The 19,835-nt window shown below is 55.0% G+C and carries 21 protein-coding genes and 1 pseudogene; 5 read left to right on the top strand and 17 right to left on the bottom strand.

The window, feature by feature from the left end:
* The 11 genes from LG31_RS21595 to LG31_RS0107405 all read right to left on the bottom strand — a co-directional run.
* Positions 1-244: hypothetical protein (locus tag LG31_RS21595; RefSeq protein ID WP_238567490.1), on the bottom strand; the 244-nt coding region annotated here is incomplete at its 3' end.
* A gap of 26 nt (positions 245-270) precedes the next feature.
* On the bottom strand, positions 271-1,437 hold the full coding sequence (locus LG31_RS0107450) for a glycosyltransferase (protein ID WP_033113852.1): 1,167 nt from the start codon (positions 1,435-1,437) through the stop codon (positions 271-273).
* Positions 1,437-2,801 carry a glycosyltransferase family 2 protein gene (locus LG31_RS20130; RefSeq protein WP_084059567.1) on the bottom strand — a complete coding sequence of 455 codons (1,365 nt, stop codon included), beginning with the start codon at positions 2,799-2,801 and terminating at the stop codon, positions 1,437-1,439. The genes LG31_RS0107450 and LG31_RS20130 overlap by 1 nt, the downstream gene beginning before the upstream one ends.
* 43 nt (positions 2,802-2,844) lie before the next feature.
* Positions 2,845-4,005 (bottom strand): UDP-galactopyranose mutase, encoded by a 1,161-nt coding sequence (glf, locus tag LG31_RS0107440; RefSeq protein WP_033113851.1) that lies wholly within the window; start codon positions 4,003-4,005, stop codon positions 2,845-2,847.
* A complete protein-coding gene (locus LG31_RS0107435; RefSeq protein ID WP_033113850.1) occupies positions 4,002-4,973 on the bottom strand; it encodes a glycosyltransferase family 2 protein in 972 nt (323 codons plus the stop codon). Before LG31_RS0107435 ends, glf begins: the two co-directional genes overlap by 4 nt.
* Before the next feature lie 168 nt (positions 4,974-5,141).
* The gene (locus LG31_RS0107430; RefSeq protein WP_050513426.1) at positions 5,142-6,347 is read right to left on the bottom strand and encodes an acyl-CoA reductase; all 1,206 of its coding nucleotides are present in this window, start codon (positions 6,345-6,347) and stop codon (positions 5,142-5,144) included.
* Complete coding sequence (locus tag LG31_RS0107425) at positions 6,326-7,381, bottom strand: LuxE/PaaK family acyltransferase (RefSeq protein ID WP_033113849.1); 1,056 nt, start codon at positions 7,379-7,381, stop codon at positions 6,326-6,328. The genes LG31_RS0107430 and LG31_RS0107425 overlap by 22 nt, the downstream gene beginning before the upstream one ends.
* On the bottom strand, positions 7,378-8,736 hold the full coding sequence (locus LG31_RS0107420) for an AMP-binding protein (protein WP_084059565.1): 1,359 nt from the start codon (positions 8,734-8,736) through the stop codon (positions 7,378-7,380). Before LG31_RS0107420 ends, LG31_RS0107425 begins: the two co-directional genes overlap by 4 nt.
* Entirely contained in the window at positions 8,733-9,482 is a 750-nt protein-coding gene (locus LG31_RS0107415) for an SDR family NAD(P)-dependent oxidoreductase (RefSeq protein WP_033113848.1), read from the bottom strand. The genes LG31_RS0107420 and LG31_RS0107415 overlap by 4 nt, the downstream gene beginning before the upstream one ends.
* Positions 9,482-9,715, bottom strand: a complete 234-nt coding sequence (locus tag LG31_RS0107410) for an acyl carrier protein (RefSeq protein ID WP_033113847.1) — start codon at positions 9,713-9,715, stop codon at positions 9,482-9,484. Before LG31_RS0107410 ends, LG31_RS0107415 begins: the two co-directional genes overlap by 1 nt.
* Positions 9,712-10,248 carry a GNAT family N-acetyltransferase gene (locus LG31_RS0107405; protein ID WP_033113846.1) on the bottom strand — a complete coding sequence of 179 codons (537 nt, stop codon included), beginning with the start codon at positions 10,246-10,248 and terminating at the stop codon, positions 9,712-9,714. The genes LG31_RS0107410 and LG31_RS0107405 overlap by 4 nt, the downstream gene beginning before the upstream one ends.
* A gap of 164 nt (positions 10,249-10,412) precedes the next feature.
* On the opposite strand from LG31_RS0107405, the gene pseF reads away from it, so the two are divergent.
* The 5 genes from pseF to LG31_RS0107380 are packed head-to-tail and all read left to right on the top strand — an operon-like array spanning position 10,413 to position 14,928.
* Positions 10,413-11,108, top strand: coding sequence for a pseudaminic acid cytidylyltransferase (gene pseF / locus LG31_RS0107400; RefSeq protein ID WP_033113845.1), 696 nt, complete (start codon positions 10,413-10,415; stop codon positions 11,106-11,108).
* Complete coding sequence (pseG, locus tag LG31_RS0107395; RefSeq protein ID WP_033113844.1) at positions 11,098-12,357, top strand: UDP-2,4-diacetamido-2,4,6-trideoxy-beta-L-altropyranose hydrolase; 1,260 nt, start codon at positions 11,098-11,100, stop codon at positions 12,355-12,357. The genes pseF and pseG overlap by 11 nt, the downstream gene beginning before the upstream one ends.
* A gap of 6 nt (positions 12,358-12,363) precedes the next feature.
* A complete protein-coding gene (gene pseI / locus LG31_RS0107390) occupies positions 12,364-13,410 on the top strand; it encodes a pseudaminic acid synthase (protein WP_033113843.1) in 1,047 nt (348 codons plus the stop codon).
* Positions 13,403-14,695 (top strand): motility associated factor glycosyltransferase family protein, encoded by a 1,293-nt coding sequence (locus LG31_RS20320; protein WP_084059564.1) that lies wholly within the window; start codon positions 13,403-13,405, stop codon positions 14,693-14,695. Before pseI ends, LG31_RS20320 begins: the two co-directional genes overlap by 8 nt.
* Positions 14,692-14,928: a hypothetical protein gene (locus LG31_RS0107380; protein WP_033113841.1), complete on the top strand. Its 237-nt coding sequence runs from the start codon at positions 14,692-14,694 to the stop codon at positions 14,926-14,928. Before LG31_RS20320 ends, LG31_RS0107380 begins: the two co-directional genes overlap by 4 nt.
* Here LG31_RS0107380 and LG31_RS0107375 read toward each other — a convergent pair.
* The 6 genes and pseudogenes from LG31_RS0107375 to LG31_RS0107350 form a co-directional block, all read right to left on the bottom strand.
* Positions 14,925-16,247, bottom strand: a complete 1,323-nt coding sequence (locus LG31_RS0107375) for a DUF4910 domain-containing protein (RefSeq protein WP_033113840.1) — start codon at positions 16,245-16,247, stop codon at positions 14,925-14,927. The genes LG31_RS0107380 and LG31_RS0107375 overlap by 4 nt on opposite strands.
* Complete coding sequence (locus tag LG31_RS0107370) at positions 16,237-16,644, bottom strand: VOC family protein (protein WP_033113839.1); 408 nt, start codon at positions 16,642-16,644, stop codon at positions 16,237-16,239. Before LG31_RS0107370 ends, LG31_RS0107375 begins: the two co-directional genes overlap by 11 nt.
* Complete coding sequence (locus tag LG31_RS0107365) at positions 16,641-17,396, bottom strand: AAC(3) family N-acetyltransferase (protein WP_033113838.1); 756 nt, start codon at positions 17,394-17,396, stop codon at positions 16,641-16,643. The genes LG31_RS0107370 and LG31_RS0107365 overlap by 4 nt, the downstream gene beginning before the upstream one ends.
* Complete coding sequence (locus LG31_RS0107360) at positions 17,393-17,626, bottom strand: acyl carrier protein (protein ID WP_033113837.1); 234 nt, start codon at positions 17,624-17,626, stop codon at positions 17,393-17,395. The genes LG31_RS0107365 and LG31_RS0107360 overlap by 4 nt, the downstream gene beginning before the upstream one ends.
* On the bottom strand, positions 17,619-19,244 hold the full coding sequence (locus LG31_RS0107355; protein WP_033113836.1) for an HAD-IIIC family phosphatase: 1,626 nt from the start codon (positions 19,242-19,244) through the stop codon (positions 17,619-17,621). The genes LG31_RS0107360 and LG31_RS0107355 overlap by 8 nt, the downstream gene beginning before the upstream one ends.
* An 83-nt stretch (positions 19,245-19,327) precedes the next feature.
* A pseudogene (locus tag LG31_RS0107350) lies at positions 19,328-19,835 on the bottom strand (6-hydroxymethylpterin diphosphokinase MptE-like protein); the annotation flags it as partial.

The following is a 19,835-nucleotide window of genomic DNA, read 5'->3' as shown; positions in this document are numbered from 1 at the left end:
GATAATGATGAGCCGTCTCTGCCATGTTATATATGCACCCCTCAACCCAGATGTTCAGCCAACCTGATTCGTCTTGATGCGTCTTTTTTTCATAGAATGCAAAGCACCTGACGGCTGCTAGTCTCTCATCCTGATATTCATGCTCAACAGTAACTGGGTATAGTTTTTCTTGCATACGAATAATCCGACTTAACTCGTCTGTATTTGTATGGTGTTTTTTAATATGACCGAACAATCCAGGCATAATGGGCTCATTATTGGCAATAGATTTTATTTAAAATTACCGTTACTCAGCTGCTTCTGAATTTCATTTATAATGTTTTTGGTTTGCATCTGCCAAGTGAAATTGGACTTAGCATATTTGACTAACTGGGCAGACAGATCATCCTGCACCTGCGCTATATATTGCTCATAGATAGTGATCAAATTGATAGGGCTTTCATCTGCTGACTGACGCCAAGCTCCTTCCAGTTGAGCGTCACTGAAACTGTCCTGGAGGCTATAAATAAATGGCAGACCATAAAACATGAATTCACGATGCTTTAGCGCCTCTGCATAGGTAATCCCTGTGCGGTGACAACCTAATGTTCCGAGGCCCAGATGCACACTTGCATAACGATTGGCCAGAAGCTGCGGCTCCAAAGCTCCGGTAAACGTCACATACTCGGCGACCCCCAATTCTTGGGCCTGTTGCGCTAATTGTGCAGATGCAGGCCCCTGACCGACAAGGAACAATTGCAGATCGACATCCGGGTAGGCTTTGACGAAATTGGGTATCAGCGGGAACAGGCGGTCATAACCATGCCAGCGCGCCAGATAGCCGACCCCCAGCAGATGGAATGCTTTGCGGATATCCTGCTTTGGCTCTGGCGCTTGTGGTTCAACCCAAGTGGCCCCGTTACCCATCTTGCAAAGAGGTCTACCTTGCAATGTGGCTCCTGGCGCCACTCGGCTGGGGGTAAAGAATCCGGCCACAAGCGGGGCCAATTGCAGAAAAAATACCTGATCTGTCTTGGCCACTAATACTGGCAGTTCATTCTGATATTCCAGCGTGTACATCTCAATAAACAAGGGCACAGCCATCTCGCGCAGTCGACGAGCCAATTGTACTAGTTCATCGTTATGCATCGGGTTGTAACGGACGTAGGCCCACTCGAACGAGCGTGCCATCACCTGCTGCCCAGCAATCCACTCAGCAACATGCACAAAGAAATCCCCTGGTGTTACCCCAGCGATTATGAGCTCTCTCTGGACTTTGCTCCCCGCTTCGAACACCAGCCGCACAATGTCCGGACCATCGCCGCAGATCATATGCACCTGTTTGTGATTTAGACTAAAACCCTGCGCCTGAGCCAGCACCTTGCGCATAACGCCCAGGTGCCCACGCGTTTTAAGATTCACGTTATAGATAGCTAAAATCGATCCATACCCCGTCATTATGCCTCCGAAGCAAAAAAAGCATCTACAGACTGACGTGCCGACTCCAACATAGTGGCGATCTGCAATGCTGTTACCCCGTCGATAGTTTGTGGTAGCAGATTCCAGAATAGATCAGTTAGCAGCTCGTCATGTGCCACCTCAGTTGAGGTAACATCAAACAGGTGAGGAACCACGATCAGACGAACTGCCGCGGTCGACTTAGACAGAGGCACCGTGTTGACGCACTCTGGCCAGTCCCGGATGCTCTTCGACAAGGTCTCATACAATGCCGGAGCCAGCACAAAACGGTGACTCTTTACATTAAATTGACCACAACTGACAATGAAACGGCACAGGCTATTGTGTTGTCTTGCTGCGGACATATCAGACTTTGTCACGGCACTCACATCTAGCAAGTAAACTCCGGGTGGAACCATGACCTGCAGCAGCTTTTGCTTGCCACTACCGCGATCAGGAAAGGCTCCCCCCCGATAACGCCCACCGATACCGGTGGCAGCATCTTGTAAACCACGTTGCATGGCAACAAGCAGCTCGTCCATAGCATTCAAATGCTGGAAGGTGATATTACGCGCCAAGCTACGCTGCACATAATGTTTCACCTGATGGGGAGGATAGCGAACAGGATGCTTTGCGAAGAAACGCAGCTTATTACGCCAGTAGTAGTAACGAGGTAATGTATTAATCGCATTGGCACCACCGCCCTTGTGCAAAGCCTGTAGTCTTGGCTGCGCGACTACACGCCAACCAGCATCTTTGACTCTTACACACCAATCAATGTCATCCCAATAAAGGAAAAAATCCTCATCAAATACACCAACCAATTCGATGATTTCAGCTTTTGTCATCAGACAACAAGCGGGCACATAATCACAATCCACCGGTTCCATCGCTATCGAGGAATAGGATTCACCTGCAAAGTTAAGGTGAAAACTAAAGGTCGCATCCTTTAAAGATACGTTGGAGCCGACCTCCTGTACCACCTCCGGATCATCCATTTTACATATTGCGGGTCCGATAACACCTATATCGTTGTGGTTAGCCAGTAAATCCATCATCCCAACTAGGGTGTTTGGTAGTACGACAGCATCATTATCCAGTAGCGCAATATAACGATACCCCATTTTTTGGGCTTTGCGCATACCATGAGCAAATCCCCCAGAGCCACCAACGTTTTCTTTTAATACTTCAAGTCTAATATTAGGATAGTATTGACGGATCAATGTTGCAGAGTCATCTGTTGATGCGTTATCTACAACAAAAATATCCGCCTGTTCACCCGCTGTATTTTGTACTGATTCGATCGCCCCGAGCACATAATTTTTCTTATTAAAGTTACAGATAACCACACAGATTGGTTTCATTTTATTTCCCACCGGCTAACATTTATCTATCAAATACCAAAAGTTAGTATGCTGTGCATATTTGATCGAAAAAATTTAATGCATTGCTCACCGCATCATCCATATCAAAATAGCGATACTCGGCAAGGCGGCCCAAAGCAATCAGTTGCGGGAACTGAGCCAATTCATCGCGGCAAGACTGATAGTTCTGTTTGGCTGCGTCGGTAAACAACGGGTAGTAAGGCTCCAACCCCTGCTCAGGCTTATAGTCACAGGGATATTCGTACACGATACTGGTGCCGGGATGCTGTTGCCCGCTGAAGTGCTTGAATTCGGTGATCCGCGTGAAGGCTTCTTCATTCGGATAATTGACGGTGGTGACAGGCTGAAATTGCTCTTGCGCCAGATGGCGATGTTCAAAACGCAGTGAGCGGTATGGCAGGCAATTCCCTTCTGCCGGCATCAACTGATCCAGCATACCGGTATATATCAGTGGGCCGTCGAAAGGCGCGCCATCTAACAACACCAGCTTCTGCTGCCAATCCAATCTGACACGCTGCACCATGGGGGTAGACAGCCGCACGTCAATCAGCGGGTGTGCGAGCATGCGCTCAAACATGGCGGTATAACCTTCAGTCGGCACCGCCTGCCAGGGATCGGTGAAGTAGCGATCATCCCGACTCACCACCACGGGCACTCGCGCCGTCACCTCGGGGGAGATCTGGTCTGGCGCAACCCCCCACTGTTTGCTGGTGTAGTTGACAAAGGCTTTCTGATAGATGAAGTCAGCCAATTCACCCAGCAGGGGATTCGCCTCTTTGCGTAGCTCTAGGATCGGTACTCTGGCTCCATCACCAAACCGGGTGCGCAGGGCCTCAATCATGGCGGCTGCCTTGTCGGCGGGGAAACAGCGCTCGATGCTGGTCAGGTTGAACGGGATCGGCACCAACTGCCCGTCGATGCGTGACAACACACGATGCTCATAAGGCAGCCACTCGGTAAACTGCGACAAGTAGTCCCACACCTCCTTGTTGTCGGTATGGAAGAGGTGTGGACCATAGCGATGGACCAACACACCATGCTCGTCATACTCGTCAAAGCAGTTGCCACCGATATGGTCGCGCTGCTCAAGCACAAGTACCTTCCAACCAAACTGGCTGGCCATGCGCTCAGCCATAACAGCACCGGAAAGTCCAGCACCAATGACAATTGCCTGATAACTCATGCCGCCTCTCCAAACAGTTGTTGCATGACCCGAGCTGGATGAGCTCGCTGCGCCCACGCCAGTTGATGTCGCTCATCGAAGAACCAGCCTGGCGCCAGCTTCGCTACCTCGGTAACTGACTGTTCGATAAGCTGCGTGAAGCGCACGACGTCATCTTGCCGCAGAAAATAGAGCGCAGCTGAGTAGTAGTGATGGGCACGCCCCTGGGCAATGGCCACGGGATCCGCCCCAAACGCAACAGCGTTATCACAGGCACGCAGCAGATCGCGCAGCGACTGTTCACGACGTTCTGCCGATTTGCGGGTCTGTCCGCCAAAGCTCTGGGTATGGAAGCGATAGCGGCCCAATAATTCGGGGATAAAATCCAGCGTCCCCGGATTGTGGGAGAGGTTCAAGATGTGCCAGGGATAATCGAGGATGATCTTGCATCCCTCATCGATGGAGCTCTCCATCCCTTCATAACGGCGGAACATGATAGAGCTGGCATTGACGAATACCCCGAAGCGAATAAGCGCCTCTCGCGTCATCACGGGTTCGAGATAGCGAGCATTGTAATAATCGCGGGTGAAGAGTTTGATCCGTGCACCGGTTTCATCATCAAACATCTCCGCCTCGTGGTAGCAAAGCGTGCAGCCAGTGTGCGTATCAAGATAATCTGCCTGGCTCTGCAGCTTGCCAGGCAGAGCCAGATCATCCCCATCGACATAGGCGATATATTCACCACAAGCCTCTCTCAGCAAGCGTTTCTGGGTCTTGGCCAACCCCATATTCTGCGAATTCTGTAGTGCCTTGAGTTGCGGCCACTGCTGCGCCAGCCGCTGCATAATGGCCCAGGAGTCATCGCTCGAGCCGTCATCAATGGCAATGACCTCAAAATCGAAATTGGTTTGCTGTTCCAGCAGACTAAGCAGACAGGGCTCGATAAAGCGCCCGAGGTTATACACCGGCACCAGTACGCTGACTTTCATAGAGAATCCAGAAGTAGAGTAAAAAAGAAGCGAATTGGAGAAAATGGACAAGGCTACCGCACGGTCTCTGTCAACCCTTCCTGCCCTTCATGGCAATATTTACTGCAAGAGCCGTGCCTGACCAAGCTAATTGATTGATATGACTTGATTTATGTGACCTGGAATCCACTATTCAATACGAGCAAGCCGACGGCTACAGGCGGCTAGCATATCGATACCGTCCCAGAGCCATTCGAATGCCAGCGCTTGTCCCGGACTTGCCACCCTATCGATACGGCAGCAAGGCGACAGCTGTAGCTCACACTCAAGCCGCGTTTTATCTGACCCAACCCAGACACAGGTCTGCATATCCCAAGGCTGTAACAGCAACTCATCAAGGGTATCGGCAACAAATTCGGCAACTGTACCTCCTCCGATGTGTGCAAGCCGCAAAGAGGCGGTGGGAGTCAATAAGGTGACGCCAGCAAAGGTGTCCTGCTGCATCTGGCCATCATGGGCGGCATTTTGTTGACTATTGATGAGGCGTTCCATCATCAGGGCTGGGCTGTCTGCAAAGGGGGCAAAGACTGCTTCGAGCAAACGACGGCGCAACACACTATCGGGGGTGCCCAACCAGCAAATCGTGGTGGGCGAGGCGCAGGCTTGCTGATTGAAGCGAGTAAAGTCTTGTTGCAAAGCCGCAACCAATTGCCGCCACGCGGCAGCATCCAGGCTGGCGAGCCATTGGCTATCAAATACCGCCATAGAGCGACGATCCGGAAACACAATTTCCTGAGCGCGGGGTGAAAGCGGAATAGCCCGTACCCGGCCGATGGTTTCATCGCCCCCCCAGATAATGCGCAGACGGCACCGGGCCGACAGCCAGGCGGTAACGTGCTCATCATGGTCATAGCGGATAAAACGGGTACGCGAGGCAATCTCTTGCCACTCAGGCAGAGAGAAGAGCTCGTTCAGGATGGTCAGCATGGCCTCTTGCACCGGGTCGATCCGCGATGACAGCCTTACTACCGACACATTGCCCATCAGCAGCGCCATGATCCAGGAGTAGAACGCGACAGTCGGCACGTTGGAGGGTACCAGATGAAAAACCATCCCCAGTGCGGCGCGCCCAGCCATGCGTTTACGCTGTACCTCAATCTGGCGCGGCCGCAACCAAAAACCAAAAGCGGCCAGATCCGGGTTCTCTCGCCCCTCCTGCTGCAGACGTGCAGAGAGCGCAGCCACAAAGTCACATATGACGGGCGCAAAGCTTGGCTGCGGGCGAGTGACAAAACCCTGCCAGCCGCTGACGGGAGCCGCGAAAGCGACCTCTGGCCCCTCTTGCCACATGGCATCTTCTGCATCTGACCGGATCACTGGAAAGTGTCGCTGCATCCCCTCACCTCGGCGCCTTGCTGACGTCCTGATACATGGAAATAACGGCCACGACGGCCGCAGGGGCAATCATCCTCCCCCAGCAGCACCCCGAGATCCTCGCTGAGCAAACTGTGGCCGGGATAACTTTGGGGAATGGCCGAGAGCACTTGCAACAAACCGGGCTGGCCGACCCCGAGCGGTCGATGGGTCAGCGGATCCCGCACCAGCAGATCGGCGAAGAGGGGGGCATGCAGATGGCCCTGCTCACACTCGACAAAGACCGACCCCACCTGCTCCACCATGCCATAGAAGTTGTGGATCCGACTCAGCCCCAGCTGTTCATGGCAGCGCTGCTTGAAGGCCAGATTATCCACCGCGAGGTGTTGCAGTTTTTTCCAGCCACCGCTGTGAAAAAGCACGCCCTGCGTCAGCGGCAGTTGCAGACCGCGCTCACGCAGCGGCTCCAGCAAGCATTGCCACACCATAAAGGTAAAGCCGAACAACAGAACCGGCTGGCCTGCATATTTGTCACAAAACGCCTCGATGACCGGCCAGTTGGGCCGCATCTGTTCATCAAGGGCATAGGTATGGTCACGGCCAAGGAAGGAGAGCCCCAGCGCACCGGCTCCGCGGGCTGAAAAACCGCTACGATTTTGAATAAGGGCGGGTTGCTCCACAAGCAGCATGGGCAGCCGTTGCTTGCCGACAAACTCTTGCAGGATCTTAACCAGCACCTTGCTCTGCAACGCGGCAGTATCCCGATCCAGCACGATCCGTGACGGCGTCCCCGTAGTGCCCGACGAGGTGAGCACCTTGAACACCTCCTCTTGTGGCACGCTCTGCCACTGGGTCAATTTGAACAGGCGTGCGGCCAGATAGGGAAGCTCTTGGTACGTCGAAGCCTGACCCCAGCCAAAAGCCGACAGAATATTGGCAAAGGCTGGGCACCCCTGTGCATGGCGCTGCGTCAATTCATTCAGGCGAGCAAGGAGCAGCCCACTTTTTTCCTCTTGGGGCAGCCCGAAAACCGGCGCATCAAACAGCCTGTTCATAGCTGCTCCAGTTGTGTTAACAGGGCCGGATAATCAATCTTCATATTGCTGTGTCGTGGCAAATGATGTCGGTAGATACGCACGCTTGATGGCGGCACCATCAGCCAGCGGGCCAGCTCCAGCGGTAGTGCATCACTGTGGCCCACGTCTGCCTCGATTGCCACCAGCAGGCGATCATCGCGGCCGGTCGCAGCGCAGGAATAGCCCAGCCCCTGCAGCCAGGTTTCCACTTCAGCCAAGCTCACCCGTTTGCCAAACAACTTTAAAAAACGGTTGAGCCGCCCGGTCAGATAGAATCGGCCCGCCTCATCACAACGAGCAAGATCGCCGGTAAAGAGCGTATCAATATCACGCCCACGCGCCAGATCTTCAGGGCACTCAGCATAACCAAACATCACATTTGGCCCTTCGTAGACCAACTCCCCCTCCCCGTCGGGAAAGCCGGGCTCATGACGCAGAGAGAGACGCCCGCCCGGTACGGCACGGCCGATCGCATCCGGGGCAATCATCACTTCATCGTGTGCCAACCAGGCGATGCGCGGCGCCGCTTCGGTCTGGCCATACATCACGAAAAAACGGCGTCCCAGCAAGGAGGCCTGCTCGGCAAATTGCTTTGCCAGTGCCGGCTCAAGTCGTCCTCCAGCCTGGGTCAGAGTCATCAGGCTGGGATAACGCGCCCAGTCAAAACGCAAGCGGTTTAGCATCTGAAAGGTAAACGGAACTCCCGCCACGCTGGTGACCTGATGGCAATTTACCTCATCCCAGAATTGGCGCTCAAGGGGGCTGGCAGTGCATGAAACCAGAGAGGCGCCAGCCAAAAGATGGCTGTTGAGCACCGACATACCGAAGGAGTAAAAAAGTGGCAACGAGGTGATGGCTCGCTCACCCCCGTTCAGCGCCAGATATTCGGCGATGGCCGCGGCATTGGCATCAAGATTGGCTCGCGACAATCGCACCCATTTGCAGGAGCCGGTACTGCCAGATGTCGGCAGCAGCATGGCAAGCTCAGGGTGAAGTGAGGGGGTATCGCCAAGATACGCAACTGCCCCATCCTCCAATACCCGCAGACTGACACCAAAGCGCTGGCACTGTTCACGGTGCAACTGGGCATCCTGTGCAGGATCGGCCAGCATGATGGCGTGGCCATCACGCAGGGCCAGCAAGTAGTGCAGCAGATGCCGGGTGGACGTAACAAATGGCAAGTAGACCAAATGACGACCGGCAGGATAGGTGGTGGCCAACTGCGCCACACGCCGGGCCAGCTCACCATAACTGAGCCAGCCCTCTTGCGAGTCTCGCCAGGCTGGTGCTGGATTTTCCTCTACCAAATGGCTCAGCAAGTCGGGCGCACTCAAATCACCATCCCCCCATCGACCCCGATCACCTGCCCAGTCACATAGCTCGACAAGTCGGACGCGAGAAACAGGGCCACCTTGGCCACTTCATCTGGCGTGCCAATCCGCCCCATCGCGATGCTGGCCACCCGCTCGGCAAACTTCTCTTCCGGGATGGCATGAGCCATATCGGTATCGATAAAACCGGGAGCAATAGCATTGACCCGGATCTGGCTGGCGGCCAGCTCCTTGGCAAGTGACTGGGTAATACCGATCACCGCCGCCTTGCTGCCGGCATAGCTGCTAAGCCCCGCCGCCCCCACTTGCCCCATCAGGGAGGCGAGATTGATGATACTGCCACCACCGCAGCGCTGCATCAGGCGGGCGGCATACTGGCTGCAATAGATCACGCTAAAGGTATTGTTGCTAAAGGTCTTTTGCAGATGGGTCTGATTCGCCATCCCCAATAACGCCTCTTCCAGCATGCCGGCATTGTTGACCAACACATCCAGCTGACGAGTCTGAGCAAACAACTGCTGAAAGGCCTGCTTGACCGCCGACGGATCAGCCACATCAAAACAGAGAGGCTGGCAAGGCACGCCAAACTCGGTACCAATCGCGGTCGCCAGCTGGCTCATCGCCACCTCATCACGGCCTCCCAACCACAGTTCAGCCCTCTGAGAGGCAAACTGGCGTGCAATAGCAAGGCCGATGCCACGCCCGGCACCGGTGATCAACACCCGCTTGCCTTGCAACAGCTCTTGCATCAGAAAGCGATCCCGTATTTGGCCAGGATCTCCCGCGCCTTGCTGACCGAGCTCATGTCGATAATGTCATCGGTGTCGAGCAACACGCCGTAGTGGTCCTCCAGCTGGGCAATCAGCCCCATGTGGGCGACAGAATCCCACTGCGGGATGCTGTTGTAGGCCAGCCCATCACTGATGCTGCCGATATCAATACCCAGAGCCTCGGCAAAAACCTGTTCCAATGCGATTGTCATCTGAAAAATCTCCGTAGCCGCTCACGGGCGGCATAGTAATCAGCGGGCAGCAGTTCCAATGCAAAAAATCCGTTCTCTTGCCCAACCTGGCGGTAACCCAGTTGTTCATTCAAGCGCAAGGCCGAGCGATTATTCTCCCGAACCAGCGTGCGGATACAACCGATGTGCAGCTCATCAAAACCCTGATCAAGCTGGGATAAGGCAGCAGCAACGGCCAACATGGGATGCCGCACGCTTGAGTTGCCCAGATAGAGTCCCGCATCGGCAATCGCCTGACCCTGCAGCTTGCCCTGGCACTCACCTTTCAGATTGACGTAACCCGCTCGCACGCCCTTGCACCAGAGCACCCAGTGCAGCTGATCCCGCCGCTCACGGGTAGCGGTGAACCATTGGCGCTGTTGCCGTGGTGAAATACGCGTCTGGGATACCATCTGCATTCGCACCTCATCCTTATTGCGCCAACGTCGCAAGGCAGGAAGATCCCACAGCTCTATCGGGCGTAACTCAACGCCATAGCTCATCTTAAACGCCATCCACTTTTCATGACCTGTCTCTTTTATCGACCACTCTGCTGCCATTCCGTAGCAAAAATCGATAATACAAGTAGAAAAACCAGTATAATATCAAAAATAATCAAAGAGTTGTCATCGATTATCCTGGCTTTGGCCAGTCATTAATCCAGCAGAGAGAGCCCATCATGGCCATCGCCATTATCCCGGCCCGGGGTGGCAGCAAACGCATTCCACGCAAGAATATCCGCCCCTTCTGTGGCCAGCCCATGCTCGCCTATGCCATCCAGGCGGCGCAAAAATCGGGCTGTTTCAGCAAGGTGGTGGTATCCACCGATGATGAGGAGATTGCCGAGGTTGCTCGTCAACTGGGTGCGGAAGTACCATTTCTGCGGCCAGCCAGCCTCGCTGACGATCACACCGGTACCACCCCTGTGGTGATCGACACTATCGAGCGACTCGACCAGATAGGTATCAAGACTGAGCACTACTGCTGCATCTATGCCACGGTGCCGCTTATCCAGGCCGATGACCTGAAGGCCGCCTATCAGCGGCTGATCGCAAGCAAGGCACCATTTGTCTATACGGTGGCCGAGTTTGGCTTCCCTATCCAGCGCGCCGTGCGCATGGATGAGCAGGGCCGGGTCACCCCCTTCTGGCCGGAGCAGATGGCGAAACGCTCTCAGGATCTGGAGCCTGCCTATCAGGATGCCGGCCAGTTCTATTGGGGCAGTCGCGCAGCCTGGCTGGAGGGCATCAGCCCCGTCGGTGGAGAGGGAATCGGCCATATTCTGCCAAGACACAGAGTGGTCGATATCGATACGCCGGAAGATTGGCATCTGGCCGAACTGCTTTATCAGGTGCTGGCCCAAGATGGCGTTTAAGGTTGCCTTCCGGCTCGATGCCGGGGCCGCGATCGGCCTGGGTCATCTGATGCGCTGTCTGGCCATCGCCGATCGGCTGAAAACGGCTGGCGCCGAGTGCCACTTTCTCTGCCATCAGCTACCGGCCCACCTGTTGCCACTGCTGCACTCCCACCAACATCACGCTCTTTGTGGTCTGGACGATGCAGGCCCCTTGCCCATCTTGCACCCAGAGTGGCTGGTATGTGACCACTATAAGATTGATCGGCAGATCGAGCAGACACTAGCGATGCACTGTGGTCAGTTGCTGGTGATCGACGATCTGGCCGATCGCCCTCATTACGGTCAGTTGCTGCTGGATCAGGGTCCCTTGCGCCGCAATACCGATTACCAGTCGCTCACTCCTGCCGACTGTCGACTGCTGCTGGGCACCGATTACGCTCTGTTGCGCCCCGCCTATCGCCAGCTTGCGCGCCAACAAGAGGTAAGCCGGTGGCAACATGGCCTCATCTGCTTTGGCGGCGCCGACCCGGCCGGCGCCAGCCTCGTCACCCTCAACACGCTGGCTCGACTGCCTTGGGCTAAAACCATTAGCTGGACCCTGGTGGCAGGCGGGGCCAATCCCTTCTGGCCCGAGCTGCAACAACGGGTTGCCGAACTGTCCGATCTGCCGCTCACGCTGCTGCGCCAGAGCAACCAGATGGCGCAGCTGATGCAACAACACGACTTCGCCATCGGCGCTGCGGGGGGCATGACCTGGGAGAGAGCCTGCCTCGGCCTGCCGACCCTGGCGATCCCCATCGTCGACAATCAGCAGTTCAACGACGAGGTGATCGCTCGCTTTCAGCTGGCCGAGCGGCTGACCTTGAGGGAGCTGGCTGAGCCTGAGCAGCTAATGCAGGCCCTGCAACGACTTGAGCAACAGTCAGACGACTACCGCCGCCGCGGTCAGCAACAGGTGGACGGGCTGGGGCTGGATCGCCTCACCGCCTGGCTGCTGCCACAATCAGATTATCAACTGTTACCAGATGGCCAACAGTGGCAATTACGCCATGATAAAAAACCACTGCTCACCCTGACTCTGGACGGTCAGCATCTGACATGGCAGGCCGTCCGGCCACTTCAACCAGCGGAGTGGCAAGAGCTGGCACATAGCTTGCAGACAATTTTCTCCCAATTTCCCTTCTATCTTGCCGAGCCACCGCAGATAGCGCCCCCTGCCCCCTGGCAGCCGGCGCCGCAAGGCTGGCAACTTGGCACAGGAATCTGAACACAGATGCAGATCGATCATCGCCCCATCAACCAGGAACAAGCCCCCTATGTGATTGCCGAACTGTCGGCCAACCACAATGGCAATCTGGACCGCGCCCTGGCCATCATGACCGCCGCCAAAGCAGCAGGGGCCAGCGCCGTCAAGCTGCAGACCTACCGCCCGGATACCATCACCCTCAAAAGTGATCGGCCAGAGTTTCAGATCCACGGCGGTTTGTGGGATGGCCACAGCCTCTATGACCTTTATGAGTGGGCACACACCCCGTGGGAGTGGCACCAGACGCTGTTTGCCAAAGGGCGCGAGCTGGGGCTGGCGGTCTTTAGCAGCCCGTTCGATTTCAGCGCGGTGGACTTGCTGGAATCCCTCGACTGCCCGGCCTACAAGATCGCCTCCTTCGAGTTGGTGGATCTTCCCCTCATTCGCTACGCCGCACAGACCGGCAAGCCGCTTATCATGTCCAGCGGCATGGCCAACGAGGCCGAGATCACCGCCGCGGTCGAGATGGCGCTCAAGCATGGCAACGGCCAACTGGCGCTGCTGCACTGTGTCAGCGGTTACCCGGCCCCTGCCGCCGAATACAACCTGCGCACCATCCCCATGTTGCGCCAGCGCTTCGGGGTCGAGGTGGGGCTCTCCGATCACACCCTGGGATCGGCCACGGCCATCGCCGCCACCGCGCTCGGGGCAACCCTCATCGAGAAGCACTTCACCCTGGCTCGCGCCGATGGGGGGCCGGATTGTGCCTTCTCCATGGAACCGGCTGAACTCACCGAACTGATTGCCTCGGTCAATACCGCCCATGCAGCGCTCGGGGTCGCCGACTACCAGCTCACCCAGAGCGAGCAGGGCAACCGCGCGTTTCGCCGCTCCCTCTATCTGGTCAGGGAGATGGCAGCTGGCGAGGTGCTCGCCGCAGAGCACATCAGGTCGGTGCGCCCCGCCCTCGGCCTGCCCCCGGCCGATTACGATCGACTCATCGGCAAGCGGGTCAACCGCGATCTGAGCGCCAATCAGCCTCTCAACTGGGAGTGGATTGTAGAAGATGAATGAAGAGCTGTTGCGCCACCATCTGGCGATCATCGAACAGCGTTGGCCACGGCTAGCAGCCCACCTCACTGTGGCTCAGCTGGGAGATCTGCAGGTGGAGTTGTGTGAAGGCCTCAGCAGCACGCTGTTGGTCAATGGCATCCAGCTGACCAGTCGTCACAACCGGGTAGCAGAAGCCGAATTGCAAGCAGCCAGTCTGCCTATGGCTCCGGTTCTACACATTTACGGCACAGGCCTTGGCGATTTGCAGCGAACATTACTGACACGCCGCGATCTACGCACCCTGCATATCCACATCCTCAACCAAAGTCTTTTCACTTTGGTACTGGCACTGCTTGAACAGGATGATTGGCTGCAAGACCCCCGCGTGCATCTCACCATGGCTTGCGACGAGCAGGAGATACTCCTGCCCTTCTTCGCTCTACCCAGTGAACTGGAGCTGGCTGAAGAGAGTGCTTGTCGTATTCGTGGACGTTTGATGAGCGAGATACTGGCTGAGTACACTCGCCAACGCTTTGATCCCGCATCGCCACGGATATTAAGCCGACTGACTGAGAATATGTCTCTGGTGGCAAGCGATGGTGACGTGAGCTCTCTATTTGGCTCTCGTCCTGATGGCAGCGCACTGATCATCGCCAGTGGACCCACCCTGACACAACATCTGCCAAGACTGGCTGGCTGGCTGGCACATCATCCAGACTGGCTGGTGATTTGCGTCGATACAGCGCTGGTTTCGTTACGCAGTTATGGCCTGGCACCTCATGTGGTGGTCAGTATCGATGATGCTATTACCCCAGACAGGTTGCCAGGGGCAGGGTTGGGTACAGTCCCTCTTGTCTACGCGCCAATGGTGCCATACGACACCCTAAATGCTTGGCCAGGCCCACGGCTTACCACCTACTCGGCCAGTCCAATGTATGCAGCGCTGGCTCGGGAACATCCAAAGGGAACCCTGCATCAGGGAGGAAGTGTCATTCATCCGACCGTCGATCTGGCAGTACAAATCGGATGCACTGAGGTACTCCTGCTTGGTTGCGATTTTGCCTTCCCCGGTGGCCAGACCCATGCCGGCTGGCAAGACGGCGCTCTCGGCCCCAGCGCCAGTCAGGCACTGAGCTGGGTCGTGGATGGCCATGGGAAACGGGTCAGCACCAATCCCAACTTCACAACCTATCAGATTGAGCTGGAACGCTATATGGCGGCCCATCCCGAAGTTCATTTCTGGAACAGCAGCCGAGATGGTGCAGCTCTGCTCGGTAGTGAATATCATCCGGACTTTGCATCATGACGCTCAAACACAATTGCATCTCCCTCGCCCACCGTTTTCGGCTCGGCCACCATGTGGAGAGTGCACTGACCCTGCCTGATTTACTCGAACAGGTATTGCTGGCGCTCCCACTGGAACATCACAGCGAGGCAGCCAGAATCATTGGTGCCTTGCTGGCATGTCAAGAGCGCCATGACTGGCTTGGGTTAGCCGATTGGCTGGAAGGTGAACTGGCAGCCCTGTTAAGCGCCTAGACCGGACTGAGCAAGCCCGCGTCGAGCAGCATGTCTGCCAGCTGGCGGGCTTGCCAGAATGGAATCTGGATCGTCTCGGCAATCTCGAACAGGGTCATCTCTCCATCACTGTAAGCAAGCAGGTTCATCATGTCCCGCACAACCCATCCTGACCAGCGGGTCGATAGATCCGGATAGAGACCGCGCTTGCCCATTTGTGGTTCGCAAAGCACCGTGACTCGATAACGTCCATCTAGCTCAATACATTCAATTGCCCTGCGCACCGCCATAAAGCCTCCCGCCAAGCCAGCTGGCGTTATGAGAGAGAGATCGTCAAGCGAGGTGTGATACTCAGGGTAACAACCATATTTGGTGCGCATAATCGATGCGATCGGCAGGTCAACCCCGGGAGCGCACAGCTGACGCTCATTGGAACCTCGATCCAGAAAGCTGAAGCGATGAAATCCCGGGTCAATGTGAGCCAGAGCATGCAATGCGGCTCTGTCAGCCAGTGTGCTACCACGGCGTGAGGGCAAATAGGAGTAACCACGTTCATCCCCAAGACAAGAGAGATTAAACCCTGCCAGCGTCTGTGACTTGAGGTGGGCCAGATGGCGTGAAAGGTATACGATCGCACCCAGTGTTTCAGGCACCAATATGAGGCGATAGCTATACCGGCGATGCGGCATACTGGCGAGCCAGGCCACCAAAAACACACCGACCAAGGGGCCCGAAAGCTCGTTGTTGGCCATGGATGGATGGCAGAGATAGCTTGACAGCAGAATCTCTTGCTTGCTCTCTCCTGCCAAACAGATATCTGCATAAGTCAGTGACCCCGGAGCAAGCGTCGCATCGATAACTACCCGGTACTGTCCTGGCTGCAATTGTTCACGAACCCTCTGAGTCAGGCAAAAGCCCCACCGACGCCGGTAGTAGGAAGTGACATAAGGAATGGCATCAGGCAACTCCGGTAACGAGTGCAGGTGCAGCTGCAGTTCTTCCAAGGACAGAATCGTATCAACAGGCTCTGAATAGCCCACCAGATGCAGGTTGTGATCGCGAAAATCGACTACTCGACGCCCATCCGGCCCCACTATGTAAGCCTCGCGTACGTTCCATTCGTCAGGCACCTGCCAGTCAAAACATTCAGTACCGGTCGGCACTTCGTGAACCTGCAACTCCGGCAGGCAATGGCACAACCATGCCAAGCTTTCTCGCACGCCATTACCGGTCAGGCTGCGATTGATAGGATAAAGGCGCGCAGCCAGATCATACATGGCCTGGCCAATCTGCGCCGGGTCTTGCCAGTCTGCAGGTAAAAAATCCGTGTCAGGAGTCATGGGTATGCTGAATCAATTCGACAATGTGCCCAAGCGGGCTAAGGAAAAACTGGACTTGGGCGCCACCAAACGCGATAGCTGGCTGGCTAGGTCCTAGAGGAAGGTGACGCTGACCCCGAAGTCGTTCGGCAGCCATCGCTATATCTGCCACTTCATAAGCCAGGTGATTAAGCAGGTTATGACGCGTACGTAAAGCCTGGCTGACCGGGCAATCTTCACCGGCCGGGGCAATCAATTCGTAGCAAATTCCTGCCTCATCGTATGCAAAACAGATATGTACCCGCTGCAAAGGATCGAGCACCGGCTCGCTAAATCGTGACAGCCCGAGGGTCTCGCGGCAATAGCGAACTCCAATCTCAAGCTCGGCCACCACCAACCCGATATGATGCAGTTTCATGCCCCCTCCCGAATGAGTGCATGAGGATGCTCTGCTATCAGTTGTTTGGCCACCCCGGCAAAGTCGGCGCAGCGAACCGCCCAGACCGGTAACCGGCCAAATAAGCCCTGGTGCCACTTGTTTTGACTTTTAAGAGCGTCAACCAGACGGGAGAGATCAATCTCGCTGGCCAATTCGAGTTTTCGCACAAAGTAGTCACAATACCATGGGCACACAGCACCACCCTCGCAGACTTCACCCTCAAAGCGCTTCATAAAGCGATAATGGACACCAAGTTGCTGCTCCACATAGTGGGTGAAGGTAATACGATCGGGATGGCAGGCAAAACCGGCAATCCAACCATCATGGGCAGCCAACCATGCAAAGGGGCTCTCTTGACCAAAACAGTCATGACCGCCAGCGGCAACAATCTCGTCGCCCCCCGCGCCCCATACGGCCATGCTGAAGATAGGATCGCGGGTACGTCCCACATCAGGCAGAGTGCGAAACAGTTCCGTCATCAAACCCACTTCACTGGGAGACGTCGCCCTGTCGAAACATACCTTGCGTGTCAAGCTATACGTGAATGTCGGCACCAGCAGAGTGCCCTCGTCTCCAAGCCACTCCTGTATACCGATCCAAAAAGCGTGCATTCCTGCGTCATTACCCTGACCAGGAAACTGGGCTACAGCCATGGCGTCAGAGTGAACCATCAAGGCACTTCCGCGAGCGATCCCTAGCGTGCTCAGAGTATGAGATAGAGCCTCAATCACAGGGCAAGACCACGACGCAACAGCGCATCACGAATATCCTGAAGTTGCTTCATCGTCGCCAGCTCTTCAGGCTCGAAGCGTACTGAGAAAGTCTGTTCGACCAGCAACAGAAAATTAAAATGACCGAGCGAATCCCATTCCGGAAATGCCCCAAATCCCAACTGATAGTCGCCTCGCGTGACGGTTGCAGAAGGAAACTGCTGTTCTAACAGAGTGAAGAGATCAGTCATGGTGATAAAACTCCAAAAAAGGCAAATTCAGCTGTTCAAGCGCCAGACTATGGAAATGCTCATGAGAGAAACGGGTGGGATCCGGATTATCACAGGGGGATAACGATAGGGATGCCAACCATGTCAGCGCAGGTTCATTACGTTCACAGCGGTTCGAGCCAATAACCAGACGCTCGATCCCCACCTCACGCAGTTCAGCCGAGACACGATCCAGCAGCCAGTATTCCAGACCTCTCGACAGAACTCTGCAACTCAGTGCCAGCGTATCGAGAAAAGCAGTCGTTGAATTGACAGACTGGATCAGCACAATCCCCACCAAACCATGATCAGCAAAGCAATCCCGCAAAGACACTAACCCGCAGACCCCATTTTTAGCCAACGACTCGAGTGTCCGAGTGTCATGGCGCAAGCAAGAGAGATTAAACTGATTGGTTTTTTTAACAAGCTGTTCTGCCCGGGGAAGATTGTCTGGCGCCAGCGGATGAAAATTCGCACACAAGGACAAATGGCGCAGATACTCGCTTTCACTTCTGGCTTGCTCACGCAGTCGCTCACCTTCGGCCAGTGCGCGGTAGGAAGCCTGGCGCAAGCTGTCATCCTTTGTCAGCCCCGGGGCAAAACCACCGTATGAGAGCAGACTATTGGGCCAATCCCAGATCTCCTGTGGCGGCTCAATCACGTCCACCTGCGGTAAAACAGCGCGAACTTCGGCTCGCTCCAGAGGAGAGTCATCCCAAAACACCAGTGCCTCAAGTCCAAGATTGAGATCGCTTGCGATCTGACGCAAGCCGTCTGATTTGCGTCCCCAACCGATTGCAGAAGCTGCGATTTGTGCTCGCGACAATCTCATCGCACCATGCTGTTCAAACACAAGCCAGACATCGTCAGGGCTATTCTTGGAACAAAGAGCCAGCAAAACCCCGCGGTTGTACCAGTAACGCACAGCCTCCTGGAAAGATTGATATAACTTGCCAACTCCGTCTTGTCCCAGTTGCAGACCACTTACTCCGTCTTCACCGACCACGCCACCCCAAAGGGTGTTGTCGCAGTCAAGTACCAAGACTTTGCGTCGAGGTTCCTGATCGCGTTTCCAACGCTCGGCAATCCATGTTGCGAGAGAGCTAATCCCTGCAGCCGAGAGAGGGCAGGAGAGCAGGAATCGGTTACGCGGGTCAAAACACCTTTGTGCACCTTCTTTCATCAACCAGCGAGGTAGATCAAGATTAATGAGGTGAAGCTCGGCAAGCCGTTTGGAAAAGCAAGCATCAAGGGTTTTCATCCAAGGATAGAGGTCGGCACAAGCGCCAGGGGCAGTAAAAAAGCAAGCACCGAGATAGACTGGCGTGTCGCCATCCTCATGAAACGGAAGAAGCAACTCATCTAACCACATATCAATCTGTTGCTCGAGAGATACAGGTTCAAGGCTCGACCAATGCTGACAACGCGTCTCCGTAAGCAACTGCTCCCAAAACCAGATTACGACCCGAGCATCACCAGAATTGCAGCTATACCATTGTCCTTGTTGCTGGAAGTGGAGTGCAGCCAATTTGGCCAGCGGAGCCCAAGCAACATTGCCAGGCATCAGAAAGGCGGTTGACGCTAGAGAAAGCGAAGCCATTAGCATTCCCTATGATATGAAAAACTTTTTGTATCATACAGTTACAAAGTGGGCGTGAACAGTATCACGCCCCTTGGAAGATGTTACTTAAATACATCCAAACCGACGAAGTAAGTTGTGTCGTGCCGTTCAAAAACATCGGCATAGATTTTCTCGGCATCAGAAAAAAACTGGTCCAACAGCACGACTGCTGAATCGAGTTGCTGAACAAAATAGTCCTCATCTTTCTGGAGCAATGCCATCATCAAGGTAATGATATTGGCATAGAAGTAATTAATTGAACCAATCAACATTCGATACAAATGCGCTTCAGTGCTTGCCAAAAGGTAAAGCAAATAATCATGATGACGCTGCATCATAAGCTGAACAGCATTATAATCACGCTTAACATCACGCCAATCTGAGCGAAACTTTTCGAGCACCTGATTAAACAAGGGGACATTGAGGCCAGACTCGAAATCAATCAAGGTAAGGTCGAGCGGTTTAAAACATGTATCCATTAGCCCATCAACTATCTGACGCTTATTAATATCCCCCCAGATAGGGTTTATCGCTTGAACACGCTGTGCCACAGCTCCTTCAATATAAGAA

Origin of the sequence: Aeromonas lacus (genome assembly GCF_000764665.1) — a bacterium.
Classification (GTDB): Bacteria; Pseudomonadota; Gammaproteobacteria; order Enterobacterales; family Aeromonadaceae; genus Aeromonas; species Aeromonas lacus.
This window is presented reverse-complemented; position numbering and strand designations above follow the sequence as displayed.

Coding starts and splice junctions, on each gene's coding strand:
- glf (WP_033113851.1), bottom strand. CDS start 4,005: ATGAGTTATCAGGCAATTGTCATTGGTGCTGGACTTTCCGGTGCTGTT.
- LG31_RS0107415 (WP_033113848.1), bottom strand. CDS start 9,482: ATGCAAGAGCTGTTGCAAGGCAAGCGGGTGTTGATCACCGGTGCCGGG.
- LG31_RS0107360 (WP_033113837.1), bottom strand. CDS start 17,626: ATGACTGATCTCTTCACTCTGTTAGAACAGCAGTTTCCTTCTGCAACC.
- LG31_RS0107435 (WP_033113850.1), bottom strand. CDS start 4,973: ATGAAAGTCAGCGTACTGGTGCCGGTGTATAACCTCGGGCGCTTTATC.
- LG31_RS20320 (WP_084059564.1), top strand. CDS start 13,403: ATGAATGAAGAGCTGTTGCGCCACCATCTGGCGATCATCGAACAGCGT.
- LG31_RS20130 (WP_084059567.1), bottom strand. CDS start 2,801: ATGAAACCAATCTGTGTGGTTATCTGTAACTTTAATAAGAAAAATTAT.
- LG31_RS0107355 (WP_033113836.1), bottom strand. CDS start 19,244: ATGGCTTCGCTTTCTCTAGCGTCAACCGCCTTTCTGATGCCTGGCAAT.
- LG31_RS0107380 (WP_033113841.1), top strand. CDS start 14,692: ATGACGCTCAAACACAATTGCATCTCCCTCGCCCACCGTTTTCGGCTC.
- LG31_RS0107410 (WP_033113847.1), bottom strand. CDS start 9,715: ATGACAATCGCATTGGAACAGGTTTTTGCCGAGGCTCTGGGTATTGAT.
- LG31_RS0107450 (WP_033113852.1), bottom strand. CDS start 1,437: ATGACGGGGTATGGATCGATTTTAGCTATCTATAACGTGAATCTTAAA.
- LG31_RS0107370 (WP_033113839.1), bottom strand. CDS start 16,644: ATGAAACTGCATCATATCGGGTTGGTGGTGGCCGAGCTTGAGATTGGA.
- LG31_RS0107425 (WP_033113849.1), bottom strand. CDS start 7,381: ATGAACAGGCTGTTTGATGCGCCGGTTTTCGGGCTGCCCCAAGAGGAA.
- LG31_RS0107430 (WP_050513426.1), bottom strand. CDS start 6,347: ATGCAGCGACACTTTCCAGTGATCCGGTCAGATGCAGAAGATGCCATG.
- pseF (WP_033113845.1), top strand. CDS start 10,413: ATGGCCATCGCCATTATCCCGGCCCGGGGTGGCAGCAAACGCATTCCA.
- LG31_RS0107375 (WP_033113840.1), bottom strand. CDS start 16,247: ATGACTCCTGACACGGATTTTTTACCTGCAGACTGGCAAGACCCGGCG.
- pseI (WP_033113843.1), top strand. CDS start 12,364: ATGCAGATCGATCATCGCCCCATCAACCAGGAACAAGCCCCCTATGTG.
- LG31_RS0107405 (WP_033113846.1), bottom strand. CDS start 10,248: ATGGCGTTTAAGATGAGCTATGGCGTTGAGTTACGCCCGATAGAGCTG.
- pseG (WP_033113844.1), top strand. CDS start 11,098: ATGGCGTTTAAGGTTGCCTTCCGGCTCGATGCCGGGGCCGCGATCGGC.